Origin of the sequence: Streptomyces rubiginosohelvolus (genome assembly GCF_014649875.1) — a bacterium.
GTDB lineage: Bacteria > Actinomycetota > Actinomycetes > Streptomycetales > Streptomycetaceae > Streptomyces > Streptomyces rubiginosohelvolus.
The window spans coordinates 1-14,710 of the sequence record NZ_BMTW01000029.1; the positions used below are offsets into that span (position 1 = coordinate 1).

The 14,710-nt window shown below is 67.5% G+C and carries 9 protein-coding genes; 2 read left to right on the forward strand and 7 right to left on the reverse strand.

The window, feature by feature from the left end; genetic code table 11:
* Positions 1 to 434: 434 nt before the first annotated feature.
* From cas6e to IE134_RS33645, 6 genes are read right to left on the reverse strand one after another with little or no spacing between them, the layout of a single operon-like run.
* Entirely contained in the window at positions 435 to 1,100 is a 666-nt protein-coding gene (gene cas6e / locus IE134_RS33620; protein ID WP_189432776.1) for a type I-E CRISPR-associated protein Cas6/Cse3/CasE, read from the reverse strand.
* Positions 1,097 to 1,921, reverse strand: a complete 825-nt coding sequence (gene cas5e, locus IE134_RS33625) for a type I-E CRISPR-associated protein Cas5/CasD (RefSeq protein ID WP_189432778.1) — start codon at positions 1,919 to 1,921, stop codon at positions 1,097 to 1,099. Before cas5e ends, cas6e begins: the two co-directional genes overlap by 4 nt.
* The gene (cas7e, locus tag IE134_RS33630; protein WP_189432780.1) at positions 1,918 to 3,093 is read right to left on the reverse strand and encodes a type I-E CRISPR-associated protein Cas7/Cse4/CasC; all 1,176 of its coding nucleotides are present in this window, start codon (positions 3,091 to 3,093) and stop codon (positions 1,918 to 1,920) included. The genes cas5e and cas7e overlap by 4 nt, the downstream gene beginning before the upstream one ends.
* A gap of 25 nt (positions 3,094 to 3,118) precedes the next feature.
* A complete protein-coding gene (gene casB / locus IE134_RS33635) occupies positions 3,119 to 3,784 on the reverse strand; it encodes a type I-E CRISPR-associated protein Cse2/CasB (RefSeq protein ID WP_189432782.1) in 666 nt (221 codons plus the stop codon).
* A 28-nt stretch (positions 3,785 to 3,812) separates the two neighbouring features.
* Positions 3,813 to 5,447 carry a type I-E CRISPR-associated protein Cse1/CasA gene (casA, locus tag IE134_RS33640; RefSeq protein ID WP_229823848.1) on the reverse strand — a complete coding sequence of 545 codons (1,635 nt, stop codon included), beginning with the start codon at positions 5,445 to 5,447 and terminating at the stop codon, positions 3,813 to 3,815.
* Between the two features lie 40 nt (positions 5,448 to 5,487).
* On the reverse strand, positions 5,488 to 8,211 hold the full coding sequence (locus IE134_RS33645; RefSeq protein ID WP_189432783.1) for a CRISPR-associated endonuclease Cas3'': 2,724 nt from the start codon (positions 8,209 to 8,211) through the stop codon (positions 5,488 to 5,490).
* Positions 8,212 to 12,101: 3,890 nt separating this feature from the next.
* On the opposite strand from IE134_RS33645, the gene IE134_RS33650 reads away from it, so the two are divergent.
* Positions 12,102 to 12,251: a DUF6233 domain-containing protein gene (locus tag IE134_RS33650; RefSeq protein ID WP_268248893.1), complete on the forward strand. Its 150-nt coding sequence runs from the start codon at positions 12,102 to 12,104 to the stop codon at positions 12,249 to 12,251.
* 117 nt (positions 12,252 to 12,368) lie between these two features.
* Positions 12,369 to 12,800 carry a hypothetical protein gene (locus IE134_RS33655; protein WP_189432786.1) on the forward strand — a complete coding sequence of 144 codons (432 nt, stop codon included), beginning with the start codon at positions 12,369 to 12,371 and terminating at the stop codon, positions 12,798 to 12,800.
* Between the two features lie 371 nt (positions 12,801 to 13,171).
* Here IE134_RS33655 and IE134_RS33665 read toward each other — a convergent pair whose 3' ends face one another.
* Positions 13,172 to 13,897 (reverse strand): HNH endonuclease family protein, encoded by a 726-nt coding sequence (locus IE134_RS33665; protein ID WP_189432788.1) that lies wholly within the window; start codon positions 13,895 to 13,897, stop codon positions 13,172 to 13,174.
* Between the last annotated feature and the right edge of the window lie 813 nt (positions 13,898 to 14,710).

Consider the following 14,710-nt stretch of genomic DNA (forward strand, 5'->3'; position numbering starts at 1 on the left):
CTCGCGCGGAGAACACGACTGCCAGGCCATCGGCAACGGGGCCAACGGCGGCTCACCTCCGCTCGCGCGGAGAGCACAACGATGAAGGGTCGGGTGCCAGCCCGGCCCCGGCTCACCTCCGCTCGCGCGGAGACCACAGCAGCGACGCCGCAAACAGCGCCGCCTCGGTCGGCTTACCTCCGCTCTCGCGGAGAGCTGCGAACGTTTCCTCGCTTTACGATCCTCGACGTCATTCCGCTGCTTTCCGCAACTCACGCCAAGCGGTTCACATAAATTCGCGCGGACAGCGACGCCACCTTCCGTACACTACTCTGGTGGGCGAGTTATTGTCACTGCCGCGCAAGGGCAGTCATGGAAGAAACGCAGAAGTCGCTGCCGTGTAGGAGCACTCCGATCAGGAGCCTGGCACGGCTTCGGTCGGCACTCTGTTGAATTCATCGAGTGGGAGCAATGCTGAGAAGTCCGCATCCGTATGCCTTGCCGCGCCCGATGCCGGTAGTGATCTTTTCGCGAAGCAGTTCGGTGTCGAGTACTCGCGCTGTCCCATAGAATTGCGTGCGGGCATGCTGAATTCTCTGTTTTGCAGCAGGGTCCTTGGAACCCTGCTGGCCTCGTACAGTGGCGAGCGGGTGGGCGGTGGTGTGCAATGGCTCCAGCCCGCCAGCGTTGGACTGGCGTTCCCACCATTCAATAGCGGCATTGCCGCTCAAGGCCACGACCGGCGGGAGCTTATAGGCTTGCCGAGAGGTGGCACCTGGCTTCCGGACGGGGCTGGCCACGCAGCGGTAGTTGACGACCATCCCCTTGTGCAGGTTCGACAACAATGCGTCGAGTGATCGCGTTTCGACCTTGCCGTAAGCGTCTGGCAGGCGTGCGGAGTCAGGTTCTATGTGGCTCTGTAGCAGAATTTGCGGCCCACGCGGGCTTTCCTCTGCGCGGAACAAGACTCCGAATGCGGCCCGGGCGGGCCCTTCGGCTCCGTCGGGAAACATCTGCAGCATGCGTTGGTGCAGCCGGATGCCTTGGTCGCTGCCGGCGAGGTCTCTTCGGGCTTCGCGAGAACTGGGCGAGGGCACGATGCGGGTCAGCCACAGAGTCACCGGGCGCTCCTCTCCGGTTGAACGAAATGGGTGTCGATGTAGGTTTGGAGCTTTTCCAGGTAGCCGGTGCCGAAGCCTTCGTATGCGGCTTTCGGTAGGTGTACGGCTCGCCGGTACAGCGGCCGGGGTCGGTACTGGCGCTCCAGCGGTGCGAACGATAGCGGCTCGTCGGTGGCTTCGCCGCTGTGGTGATCGCCGTCGCCCCTGTCCGGGGCGTCGGAGTCAACGGGGAGCGCCCCGAGCGGTCTGTCGCTGTAGAAGTCGGTTGCTTGTGGGCCGCGGCGCGGCCTCTTGGTTGCCAGGGGCAGCCGTACGAGGTGGTGCAGTGGATCTTCTACGGTTCCCAGCAGGATCGGGCCCTCCGGCGGGCAGGACCGGCGGCCGAGGAACAGGGGCCAGTGGGGGTCACGGAGGGCATCTGCGCATACGTGTAGCAGCTCGGCGTCGTCGGAGGTGAGTGCCAGGGTGAAAGCCGCGTCGGACAGGTACTGACGCTTGGAGACCAGAGTGCCCTTGTCCTTGGCCCGGCGTTTCCCGTCGACGGTGATCACTTTTTCGTCGGCGGGTAGCCCACCGCCTACGGTGTGGAAGTCGGTCAGGACTATGCCGGGGCGGTCGACCCGTACGGTCATCGACAGTGCCGTGAGGTCGTCCAGGGGTGCTCCTCGCTCCCGCCCGAGACCTGCGGCCAGCATGCCCACGACGCCGGCCCGTGTGGGGAATCTGGCGGTGTCACGCAGGAGGTACTTGCTGTGGGTGCCCCAGGACTGCAGTGGGCCGGCCAGGCGCAGCAACAGCCCGCAGGCGGGTCGCTCGGTCACTGCGGGGCCTCGGCGAGCGCCACGTCGACGGTGGCGGTGACGAGGGCTTCGAAGGACGCGTGACGCTCTCCGAGGTGCTCCAGCTTGTCAAAGTGGAGGGAGGCGTGCGCCGCGTGGAGAACGCGGCTGGGGCCGAGGAGGGTGTTCGCGGCCTTGGCGTAGGCGTCGATACCTTCCACGGAGCGCGCAACGAAGCCGCCGTGCTGGGCGGACCGTACGGGCTCCTCGAAGGCTGCGGCGAAGGACAGGGGCCGGTCGGAGCGGACCGCCACGTGGACCAGGTGGGGGAGCGAGTGCGGGGCGGTGGAGTTCTTCTTGGCCTGCGGAAGCGACTCGATGAAGGAGAGCAGGAACTGGGTGGCGAGTTCGCGGGCGGCATCGACGGCGATGTCGTTGTCTTCGCTCAGGTTCTTGGTGAGTTCCTGTAGGTCGACTGTGGCGAACCGGTACAGGGTGCCGGTGCTGAACTCGGCGGTGCCCATGTGGCCGCTGCCTGTTTCATCGCCCTTTGTCTCGGTGACATCGTCGACGGCTGCGAAGTAGTCCAGTTCGACCTCGGTGGTGTGGGTGGTGAAGGCGTGCGCGACCTGGACGGCGCCGTCGACACCGGCCTGGTCGACTTCGGCGAGCATGCGGCCGAAGAGGTTGATTACGCCGTTCCTCTTGAGGAGGATCTTGTCGATCTTCCCTTTCAGGGCGCTCTCGGGCTTCGTCTTTCCCTTGCCGGTGAAGTCGGTCGTGAGCGCGTCCTTGTGGGCTTCGGCGATGTCCGCCAGTTCCTCGACGGCGTCTTCGGGGAGGTAGATGAGCGCGTTGGTCAGAACCTTGTTCGTGATGGGCTGCTTGTCCTTTCCCTTGGCTACCTCCCACTTGATGCTGCTTCCCGCCGCAACATGGGCACCGGCACGTCCGGCAAGCGCCTCGTCCCACCCGCGGTCGCGTAGTACTTCGGCGACCCGCTCACCGATGCGGCGTGTGCGCAGCGCGCTGTCACCGAGCGCTTTCTGGAAGTGCTCGCGGATGGCCCGCTTCCAGGACTGGCTGGAGATGCGGGTCCGCAGGGCGTCGCCGTAGAGCATGGTCTTGACCGAGTTGGTGTCGTCCCGATTCAGGTTCGCGTACGGAACGGGCTGAACGACGTGGATATCGACGAAGCGTGGCTTGAGAGCCATCAGGGAGCTCCTGTGGGTGAGAGGGTCAGTCCCGGTTGGCACGGGCGGTGATCCGGTAGAAGTCCTGCAGCCAGCGGCGACTGATACGCCCCGACTGGTAGGGCCAGTTGACGAGGTCCGCCAGCAACTGTCCCCAGTCGATCGGGGCACCGGCGGAGCGCACCTGATTCACCGCAGCGGGGAGGTGCAGGTGGATACCGCGGAGACTCTGGCGCGTCAGGAGGTTGATGCGGTTCTCTGCGGCGCTCATCCGCATGGAGGCACCCTTCGCCATGACGGCTTGTCCCAGAGTTGCACCGAACGAGGATCCGTACGGGGTGGGTTCTGACGGCGCAGTTGCCTCGTCCGGTTCGCCGTTCCCTGGAAGAGCCCGCTCGCCTTGTGCGGTGGCGGCGTCTTCGTCGTCTTCCTGGCCGGGTGCGAAAGCGTGTCGTGGCTGGGCTGCGATCAGTGAAGCCACCGTGTAGTGGGCCTGCGCTGTTCGGTCATCACACCCTTCCGGCAGGCGCGTCGTCAGCAGCCGGTGCATCGGGCGGGCGCGCGGGTGGTCCAGATCGCGGCGCAGCCCCGCGCGCAGCGCGGCACGGGCCCCGGGGTCCGCGCGACACAGGCGTTCGATACTCAGGGCGAAGGCGGCATACGAGGCGCGAGTCCTCTGGCGCTTGTCTGCATCAGGGGCTTGGGGGGTCACTGCTTGTCCTCGGGTCGGTGGGCGACGCTCACGGCTTCTTGGCCGCCCTGGTCGTCTTCGGTTGCTCCATCGCCTTGAGCGGGTCCTTCAGGGCGGCGAGGATGATCGCCTTCGCGCTGGTGACGGCCTTCGCGCCCCGTGGGGTGCGTGTCACGGAATCGGTTACCGCCTCGTACGCGTCAAGTGCGTGGCGCCCGAAGGCCCGGCATGCGGCCTCGAAATCGAAGCGGGAGTCCACAGCGCCGCCAGATCGGGTCAACTGCCGGAACCTCGACCAGAACTCGTCCTCCGCCGACGGCCAGTACCGTGCCGCGACCGCGTCCAGCCAGGCCCCAGGGTCGTTCTTCTTGTCATCCGTGTATTTCAGCCGCGCTTCTTTTGTGGCCTGCTCCAGCCGGTGCCCGAAGAGCTCGCCGAGTTCGCGGAGCTGGCGTACGGGCAGGTCGCTGCTCACCACGTCTTCCTCTACGCGGGAGAGAAGCACCGGGGTGGTGGAGTCGACGTATTGATGGTTGGCCGCCTGGCTGGCGTCCTGTTCGAAGCCGAGCGCACGTACTCGCAGGTACTCGCTGACGTCGAAGGCGTGGTCCATCACCTTGGGCTGGATGGGGCTGGCGTCGTCCAGCTGCTTCAGCAGAAGGGCGTCGATGTCCCGCCAGAGGGAGCGGGAGGAGCGTGCGAGCCGGGGGAAGGTCTCTCCGTCCTTGCCGATGTCCCAGATCAGGTAGTCGTCCTCCGGGCGGATCCGCCCGGCATCGTAGGCCCAGGTGATGTACGCGTCGGTGGTGTGCTCGCCGTCCTCGGCGGCGACCAAGTACAGGGCGTGCTGTGAACAGGCGGTGAGCCGTGAGCAGGGGCCTTGTGGTTCGGGCATCGGCTTGAGCGGGTCCGGAAGATCTTCTCGCTCCCACGGGCACAGGTCGGTCTGCCGGCTGACGTCGCCGTCCGGCGGAGTCAGACCCGCCAGCAGCGTCAGGAGAAGGTTGTCGCACTCCGGGTGGTACGACAGCGCGGCCCGCAGGGGTGAAGCCTTCGCGTAATGGTGGCTCACATGATCGACTGCACGCCTCGAGAGGGCCCCGGGGGCTCCCCAGTAGTGCCAGGTCAGCAGCGACAGCGTCGCCTGTGAAAGGGGGGGAAGAACGAGCGCGGCGTGGCTCCAGTGCCCGAACCAGGAGTGGTTGTTGCCCGCTGCCCGGCTCATGACCAGCTTGTGGATCCCGGCAGTCTGGTTCCTGTCGCACTGGTCGGGGAGACGAGGGTCCTGGAGCCAGGGGCGATCATGGTCGAACAGGTCGAAGCGATGGGCCCACTGGTCGAAGTAGCCCGTGATGCCCGCCTTGCGGCCGCCGGGGAGTTCGATGCTCTGCTCAGGAAAGCCCTGCTCAAGGATCTCCTCCCGTCGATCGCCCCAGCTTCCGGGACCGGCCTCGTCCAGAGCGGTGATCCGGGCGGTCAGGGCGTACAGCAAGCGCAGCAGAGCCGAGTGAGCCGGAGCTTCCGGAATCAGCAGCGTGCGAATCTCTCCGGCACGCAGGAACAGACTCCTCAGACCCAGATACGGCGGCCCCGACTTCCCCTCCAGCCATGCGACAGGAATCCATGGCTGTTCGATCAGATTGGACGCAGGCGTGGCCACGCCCCTCCCCCCGTGGTCGGACATCCTCTAGATGCTAGACGGACGTACGGGACGGAGTGCCTGGTTACGGCAACTCGTCGATCATCAGGCCGTGTTCACTCATGCAGAATCGATGCTTCGGGCCGGTGTGCACCCACCTACCGTCTTCCGACTTTTTCAGATTCAGCCGGAGAACATTCTTGAGGGCGGCCATGCCGCGCCAAACGCTATTGGCATCACCCTCCACGCCCTCGACGAGTCGCTTCGGTACCGGAATCAGATACGGGACCAGCTGGCCCGGCACCGGTCTCCCCTTGGGACCGTGTTCAAGTCTCCGCTCCGGAACGCCGTCCTCCAGGAGATACACCCTGTTCCCCGGCCGGCCATGCTCGTACAGACAGACCACCTGCACCACGTCCTCCCCGAGCACGGAAGAGAGGAGCTCGGGCTCCATACCGGTGTGGTCGCGGCTCAGCAGTCCGAGGTCGCCATCGAGCTCTCCCGGCCCAGGCACCGCCAGCCACCGCGCAGTACCGCTGGCCGTGTGTTCACGAACCGTGCGCTGGTTGTCGAGCCGCTGGAGCTCACGCGCCGCCATCCACTCCAGCCTGTCGGCGAACTCGTCGGCATACACCTCATCCAGCACGCGGGGCAGCTCGTCGGGCACGGCAACCGTCCTGCCGGTCCCCAGGAGCAGGTCGGTCCGCCGTACCAGCGCGGCGTCGTCCAGTTCCGACGCGTTGTCCGCTCGGAGCACCACCAGCCTCGACCGGTCACCCACGCTCTGCACCGCACGGGCCAGCAAGGCCGCGAGCGGCGCCGGCCCGGAGAGGACGAGGTCGAAATACAGGCCCCGAACATGCTCCAGCATCGACGTCGTCACCAGCACCGAGGGGCCAGAGACTCCACCATCAGGGGCAAAGGCATCCCGGCAGGCTGCGAGACGCCGCCACCGGTCCTGGTTCCGCATCTGTTCATGGATCAGAGTCACGTTCAGAGCGGGGAAGTCCATCCTGAGCTGATGGAACGTGCGGATGGCTTCCGCAGGCGTCGCCCGGTAGACCGCGGCTCTTCCGTTGCTGGCTGCGACAATCGGTGCGAGAGCCGCCTCGATCTCGCCGTACGGCATACCGTCAACGACTTCGACGCTGAGCGTGCTCGCACGAGCGACATCGGCAGGCTGCTGGGGCCGGTGACCGCCTCCGGACTGAGCATCCACGAACGACCACCCCGGCGACCGACGGGGCTGCATCACTGGCTCCCTGCCCCCTCCTGCGCCATGTCGGTAGGCCGCCAGCATCGCGTCCACCGACTTGTCCGCAGCCGTCGCGGCCAGGACAACCGGGATCCGCAACGCTGCAGCCCACTCCAGGAACCGCAGCATCAGCTCATGCCCCCAGGCACCGCGGGCATGGGCTTCATCCACCACGACGACCTTGCCGGAAAGAGCAAAGAGCCTCATGACGTTGAACTTCACCGGCATGACCGCCTGCAGAAGTTCGTCCACCGTCCCCGTGCCGAGCGCAGCCAATAGCGCGCGGTGATGGGAGTTGAGCCAGCTGTTCGCCGTTGGGGCCCACTCTTCACCAGGCTCCGGAGTAACTCCGCTGGCCGCATTGGCGTGCGCCCACTGCTCCGCGGCTTCCGCCGGCTTCAACCGGGAAGAGCTATGGAGCAGCAACGAACGCCACGGGCCGGTCAGTGCCTGTTCGGCGAATGCATGCACCTGTGCCATGTGGCTTTCAGCCGCTGAACCGGTCGGCAGTGCGTAGAAGAGGCCCCGCGCGCCCGCTGCATGCCCGAGGACGGCCGCTGCGCGAAGGGCCGCTTCCGTACGCTCCTCCGACGGCGGAGCCGTCACGACCACCATGCCCGGCCCGTGCTCGGCCACCAGATCGGGCACCTGGCGAGCCATACTCGCCCCAAGACCAGGCTTCCCCGCTCCCTGAGCAGGTTCCGGCGGCCCGGCGAACCCGGTCCCGAGCAGGTCCGTCCGCTGCAACAGGCGGGGAGCGGCCGAGCGGGCGATCTGCCAGTAGGAGTCCAGATCGTCAGGAGTTCCAGCCCACGCCTCGTCCCTGAGCAGGGTCCGAATCTCCTCTTCAATACTGGCCAGCCAGTCCGACAAGGTCACCAACCCCGTCAGGACGACGGCCGCTCCTGGCGTCATCCGACCCTTCGGAACCGACCTCACCCCGACCACTCTGCGCACCTCATCGAAGTGGAGCCGTCGCTGCTCCTCCCAACTCCCCACGCCCATACCGGGGTGACGCGCTGCAGGGCACCGCGAGTCCTTGTCGTAGACCACCGGGTGGAAGCGGCCACCGTGGCCACCGAGCAGCTGCGCCACCGCGTGACTGAGCTGGGACTGCGGACGCCGCTTCGATGACGGATAGCCGATCTCCTTGAAGATCCCGACCAGCCACCAGTGCGCCGCCGCTTCATGTGACTGCCGGTCCTGCACGGCGCCGGCACCGAACGCGTACCCCGGCTCGCCGCTCAGCGGCTGAGTCAGCAGCTTCCCCCCGTGCTTCGGTCCATTCCGGTGCAGTTGAAACGGCACGCTGATCTTCCCGATGTCATGCAGTCCTGCCCAGAATGCCGCGAGCGCCCGCGCCTGGTCATCCGAAACCTGCAGCGCCTCCGCCACCGTGCTCCGCTGGTGCACGGTCAGCAGCTCGTCCCAGACGACCTCAGCGACGGCGGCCGTATCCAGCAGGTGGCAGATCAGAGGATGCCTATGGTCTGCACCGCGGGCGTCCTTACCCAGCCCGGCAGCCTTGCCCCACAGGCGGGACTCCAGAGACATGGTGCTCCTTGTCACGGGTTCGGTGCAGGTAGTGCTGCCGATGAACGCAGCAGAAGAAGCTGTCTCGCAATCCTTCGTCGCTTGCACCATCCCTGTGAAGACCGGCGCGGGGGAATTCGGACAACCGCAGGTACACCAAGTTCGTCGTCCCGTAGAGTACTTACTGCTGCACGCCTCTCTGGGAGGTGCGCGGAATTCCATTGGCTCTTCAGGCGACAGCACATCGAGATGAACGCACGACCCTCTCGAGGGATGTGGCGCAACCTCGACCGTGTCTGCGCTCTGGAGAAGCAGTGTCTCGGTTCCTGCGGAAGTTCGTTCTGCGACGCGAGGTCCTCCTCGAGGTATCGCGCGTGGTGGTCAGCACGGCACTCCGTGTCCTGATCAACGAACTCGTCAGCTGGCTCTTCTGAGCCAACGGCGACGGATCCCAGAGATCCGTCGCCTCTCAACACGGCGAGGATGTCCCGCTGGCTTCCGAGGTATCCCCACTACGGCTATACCTTCCCGCGCGTCCAGCAAAGGTATCCGCGCGAGCGAGGTATAGCCGGCGCCTGGGTTGTGGGGCCTGCCTTCTCCGTCGCGTAGTCGGCTTTTGGGTGAGCGGCGGCGAGCCGGTGTCGCGCGACACCCCGCGTGGCGCGTTGCTTCAACATCCGTTCCTTGAAACGTGAAGAGCGTGATCGTTGCGCCGTGCGCGAGAGGGCGTGAGCCGGTCACGATCGGGGCCGACGGCAGCCTGATCGTGTGTTCCTGTGCGGGAACGGGGGCGACCCGGTGTTTCGGCCTGCGACCTAATCCTGTCGGCAGTGCTTTTCCGCGTGAGCGGAGATAGGCCGGAGGTACTACGGGTCGGGTCGGGGGGTGCTCTCCGCGCAAGCGGAGGTGAGCCGGCGCAGACACCGGCCTTGCCCGCACCAAACTTGTACTCTCCGCGCGAGCGGAGGTGAGCCGGACGGATGGTGGATCGTCACGAGCACCACCACGTGCTCTCCGCGTGAGCGGAGGTGAGACGTCGTACGCGTGGAGCCAGCACTGGCGGCACTCGTGCTCTCCGCGTCAGCGGAGGTGAGCCAGAGTCTGGCGGCACCCCCACCCTGGACTACGAGTGCTCTCCGCGCGAGCGGAGGTGAGCCGGACGTCGGGCGCGGTCTGATCCTGGGCATGACGTGCTCTCTGCGCGAGCGGAGGTGAGCCGGTGTTCCGGAACGGCCCGTACGTCATGGGTTTGTGCTCTCCGCGCGAGCGGAGGTGAGCCGCTGGGGCGTCCGTGGAAGACGGACAAGCTGCGGTGCTCTTCGCGCGAGCGGAGGTGAGCCGCCGTGCTTCCGGATCCCGTGCCCCGACCCGGTGTGCTCTCCGCGCGAGCGGAGGTGAGCCGGACCTCCTGCCCACCGTCCAGGGGTTCGTGACGTGCTCTCCGTGCGAGCGGAGGTGAGCCGTACAGGACGGGGACGTTGCCATGCACCGCCAGGTGCTCTCCGCGCGAGCGGAGGTGATCCGGCGCTCACGGACGCCCGCGCCGAGGCCGGGAAGTGCTCTCCGTGCGAGCGGAGGTGATCCGAACGACGTCATGGACGGCATCCGCACCGTCTCGTGCTCTCCGCGCGAGCGGAGGTGATCCGACGGTGGAGGAGGACCTGCGCAACGCGGTCTTGTGCTCTCCGCGCGAGCGGAGGTGACCCGCCCTTCGTCCACGGCGATGCGGCGCGTCCGAGGTGCTCTCCGCGCGAGCGGAGGTGATCCGAACATTCACCCCTACGTCGAACAGGTCGGGAGTGCTCTCCGCGCGAGCGGAGGTGAGCCGAAGGCGTCCACTCGGGCCACTGACCTGGTTCAGTCCTCTCCGCGCGAGCGGAGGTGAGTCAGCGCCGCCGTCGCTTCCCCGCCGTCTACACCCGGTGCTCTCCGCGTGGGCGGAGGTGAGCCGGAGGGCGTGACCTCCTGGGCGTAGACCCTCTGGTGCTTTCCGCGCGAGCGGAGGTCAGCCGCCGCATCACGCCACCTGCCCGTCCCCGCCACCGTGCTCTCCGCGCGAGCGGAGGTGAGCCGCAGATGACGGCGAAGAAGCTCGCCGTCCTCATGTGCTCTCCGCGCGAGCGGAGGTGAGCCGGCTGCGAGCATCGCGGCAGCCCAGGGCCAGGTCGCCGCGGCGCGCTCTCCGCGCGAGCGGAGGTGAGCCAGCAGCTCGGCAACGCCGCGCACCTCCTGGGCAGTGCTCTCCGCGAGAGCGGAGGTGAGCCGAAGGTCCGCAAGGACGTCGATCGGTTGCTGCCGTGCTCTCCGCGCGGGCGGAGGTGAGCCGCGCGAGTACGAAGACGACGAGTTCGCGAAGGCTTGTCTCTCCGCGCGAGCGGAGGTGAGGCATCCGCCGTCACCGCGTCCGCATACATTCGCCCGTGCTCTCCGTGCGAGCGGAGGTGAGCCGCACGACTCCGGATACCTCCTCGGCGCGTCCAAGTGCTCTTCGCACAAGCGGAGGTGAGCCGGGTGAGCGCTCCGGGATTTGGTCCTCGCGTGCTCTAAACGCGAGCGGAGGTGAGCCGGTCTACTGCTCCGATGCCTGCCGCAAGCGGGCGTGCTCTCCGCGCGAGCGGAAGTGAGCCGCACCAGACCTGCGGGTCCTTCACGGCCGCCATGTACTCTCCGCGCGAGCGGAGGTGAGCCGATGATGGTCTCCGTGCTCGCCGCCGTGCTGGAGTGCTCTCCGCACGAGCGGAGGTGAACCGTGGCTGGCCGAGCTCGAGGCGGAGAACGTGCAGTACTCTCCGCGCGAGCGGAGGTGAGCCGACGCCGAGGGCGGTCGGCATGTGCTCGATGACGTGCTCTCCGCGCGAGCGGAGGTGAGCCGTACCGGGCGTACGACACGTCCCGGGCGGTCGCGTGCTCTCCGCGCGAGCGGAGGTGAGCCGATCTCCACGAACATGTTCTTCGTGGTGTCGGTGTGCTCTCCGCGCGAGCGGAGGTGAGCCGAAGGGGATGGGCGAGGGGTCAGGGCTTTTCGCGTGCTCTCCGCGCGAGCGGAGGTGAGCCGACCGAGGACACGTTCTGGGTCAACCTGATCGGGTGCTCTCCGCGCGAGCGGAGGTGAGCCGGTCTGCGGGGTGCACGACCTGCTCGGCGAAGAGTGCTCTCCGCGCGAGCGGAGGTGAGCCGTTGTACTGAGAGTTTGAGGTGACGTGTTCGGCGTGCTCTCCGCGCGAGCGGAGGTGAGCCGGGGCACGGCCGGCACCAGCTCGCCGGACCCCAGTGCTCTCCGCGCGAGCGGAGGTGAGCCGACTGCGGAGGCGGTGCAGGCCGCGTACCGGGAGTACTCTCCGCGCGAGCGGAGGTGAGCCGGCGCTCGGCGTGCCGTGGCGTCAGCTGATGGAGTGCTCTCCGCGCGAGCGGAGGTGAGCCGTTCCTCGGCATCACCATCAACCCCGACCCCACGTGCTCTCCGCGCGAGCGGAGGTGAGCCGCAGAGCACCCGGTTCCTGCGGATGGAGGACTGGTGCTCTCCGCGCGAGCGGAGGTGAGCCGCGCGCGGGGAGCGGGAGGAGGACCTCCTCCTCGTGCTCTCCGCGCGAGCGGAGGTGAGCCGCTGACGGCGCGCTGGGCGACCAGGCCGTAGGCGTGCTCTCCGCGCGAGCGGAGGTGAGCCGGGCCGTGACCACATGGTGTCCACGGAGAACTGGTGCTCTCCGCGCGAGCGGAGGTGAGCCGTTGTACGGGGTCAGCATCGACCCGATGGCGAAGAGCTCTCCGCGCGAGAAAAGGTGAGCCGACGTCATGAAGTACCTTCGCCCCTTCACCACCGTGCTCTCCGCGCGAGCGGAGGTGAGCCGCGACTCGACCAAGGGGCGGCGATCCCGGAGTATGTCGCCCAGAGTGGTCCGCCCGGGCGGACCATGGGCATGATCCACAAGGGCACGTGTAGGCCGCTGGACGACAGCGTCCACCCCGTCGCCGCGGACGACGCCCGGCGACTCCTGCACGCGCAGACATCCCTGGCCTGCCAGGTCTGCCGGCCCGACACCGCCCTCGGCCTCGACCCGTAAGCCGGAGACGACGAGGGCCCCCACCGTGCGGGTGGGGGCCGTGGTGCGCCCGGGACTGGCCGAGCACGCTCTAGCGTTTCACCGTTACGCGTTACCGCGGTTCTCGTTGCCCTTTGCGTGAATGTCTTCTTGAGCCCCGGCCATCTGGCGTTCCTCACGAAAGCCGAGCAGGGCCTGCGTGGGCTGGTCGAGGCAGATCTGGGGTCCCTGGCGGACCATGGCGGCACTTCGTGCGACGCTTTGGTGATGGACGCCGCGCGTCGCGCCGAGGCGTCGCTGGGAGCGTTGGCGGCGATTGAGAAGCGTCTGGCTGCCCTGGGTGCGCCCCGTGCGCAACTTGATGATCAGGAACCTCACACACCGCACGAAACATCGTTTGCGGCGACCAACCTCCAAAAGCACCAGGCTACGGGCGACCATCTCAACAGAAACGCCAGAGACCAGGCCATTCGCGCCGACATCAAGGCCGGTCGCTCCGCATTGGACGTTGCGGCGGACGTTGGCCTGTCGCGCGAGAGGATCTATCAGATCCGGGACAGCCGCTACTAACCCCCTGCATGCGAAGCGCCCAGAACCGGGCAACTGCCTTTCGAGCAGCGGGATATACCGGCTTGAACCGCCGCAAAATTCGTGTCACCGCGCGGTACCCTTCCCCTCCTGGAGTCCCTGGTGACCGACGCCCCCATACCCGCCCAGCCGAAGTTCCGTGGCGACGTGACTGTGGAGCTGGTGAAGGCGACCGCGTCCGACGCGGACGTGCTGTTCGCGTGCTCCCCGCCGACGCGGGGGTGTTCCGCTCCAGCCGACCGAGCGGGCGGCTCGGTACGTGTGCTCCCCGCCGACGCGGGGGTGTTCCGGCGGAGTGCCCTGTCCTTTCGCCTTTCAGCTGCGGCGTACGTACGGTGGGATCTGCCTCTGAACTACGTGGCGGGTTCGTACTCGACGGTCGAGTCGGCGCACGGTTCGGCGAGTTCGAGGAGGGCTACCCGCTCGGTCTCGTCCGCGCTGAGGTTCCAGCGGAGCTTCGTGGCGGTCCAGTCGACCAGGTACGTGCACGCGGCGGATTCGGCGGGCGGCATCCACGCGGCCGGGTCCTTGTCGGCCTTCGACCGGTTCGTCTTCGCGGTCACGGCGACCAGGGAGCGTTCGGATCCGAGGTCGTTGGCGTAGGCCTCGCGGCGTTCGGGGGTCCAGTCGTGGGCGCCGCTGTCCCAGGCTTCGGCGAGCGGGACCATGTGGTCGATGTCGAGCTTCTTCGCGTCGGTGACCTCGACCTCGTCGTAGTAGGACGTCCAGCTGCCGCCGCTGAGCGTGCACCGGTCACCCTGCTCGGGTGCGGTGACCGCTTCGGCGAGGAGGACTTCCTGGCGGGTCGGGCAGCCGTCGTCGTCCTCGTCGACCCAGTGCTTGAAGGAGTCGCGCTCGTACCCGGTGCGCTTCTCCTCGGCGACGGGGATCTTCCTGATGGCGTCCGCGAGGGCCAGGCCGCCCTCGTCCGGGGCTCCACCGGGCGCGCCGGACGGGGCGGTGGTGCCGGTGGCGGAGGGTTTGGGGTCGTCGGCCTCTACCGGTTCGGCTGAGCAGGCGGTCAGGGTGGCGGCGGTGAGCAGGGCGGCGGACAGGAAGCCGAGGCGGCGCAGCGACACGGGGTACTCCAGCGGGTTGGGGCTGATGCATGCTCATGCTCGCAGCTCAGAAGCGTCCCTGAGGTTGCGTCACTCGTTCGAGCCTCGGGTTCTAGCCATGTGGCGTGGCGGCTGCCGGGGCTTCGTCACCGGCATCGGCGTGGCGGGCAGTCGGGGCTGGAGGGCGGCATCGGGTGCGTGGGCGGGGTGCGGTGGAGCCTTCCGCACCGACGGGCAGTGATGTGGGTCACTCTGCTTCTTTGCTCTCATTGCGTGAATTCACGCTCTGGTGGGCTTCGTTGGAAAGTTCGCTGGTGGTGAGGTTGGCGTTCTGGTGGCGTGGGGTGGTTGTCGTTGCTGGATAGGCAGTCGGGAACATCTGTATGTCACCAGGGTTTCGCTCTGGGTGACATTCTTCGGGTTGCCACTGCACACCAGCGCGCTCGGGATCGTCGTTGTGGTGAAGGCGCACTCCGGCGCACTCCCGGGCACTCCAGCCGCTTGCCCGGACCTTTCCAGGAGAGGGGCCAACGTCTGTGACGACCCAACTCGTAGGTGCCCTGATGATCCTCGCCCCGGTGCCACAGGCCGTCCGTGCCGGCTCCAGGCCCGTGCTCCGGCGTCTCGTTGCCGCCGGTGCGCGTACCGGTGTCGGCGAGATGATCCGTCCCGAGCGGGGGCACGGCCGGTGACCCGAAGCCGCAGCCGGAAGACCCCCGCCGCGCCTGCCGTGACCGCAGCCGACCGCCCGGACCTCTCCTTCACCGCGTTCCACCAGATGAACCGGGCCAGCTACGTCCGCTACGCCGAGACCTACCTCCGCCACCGCCAGGA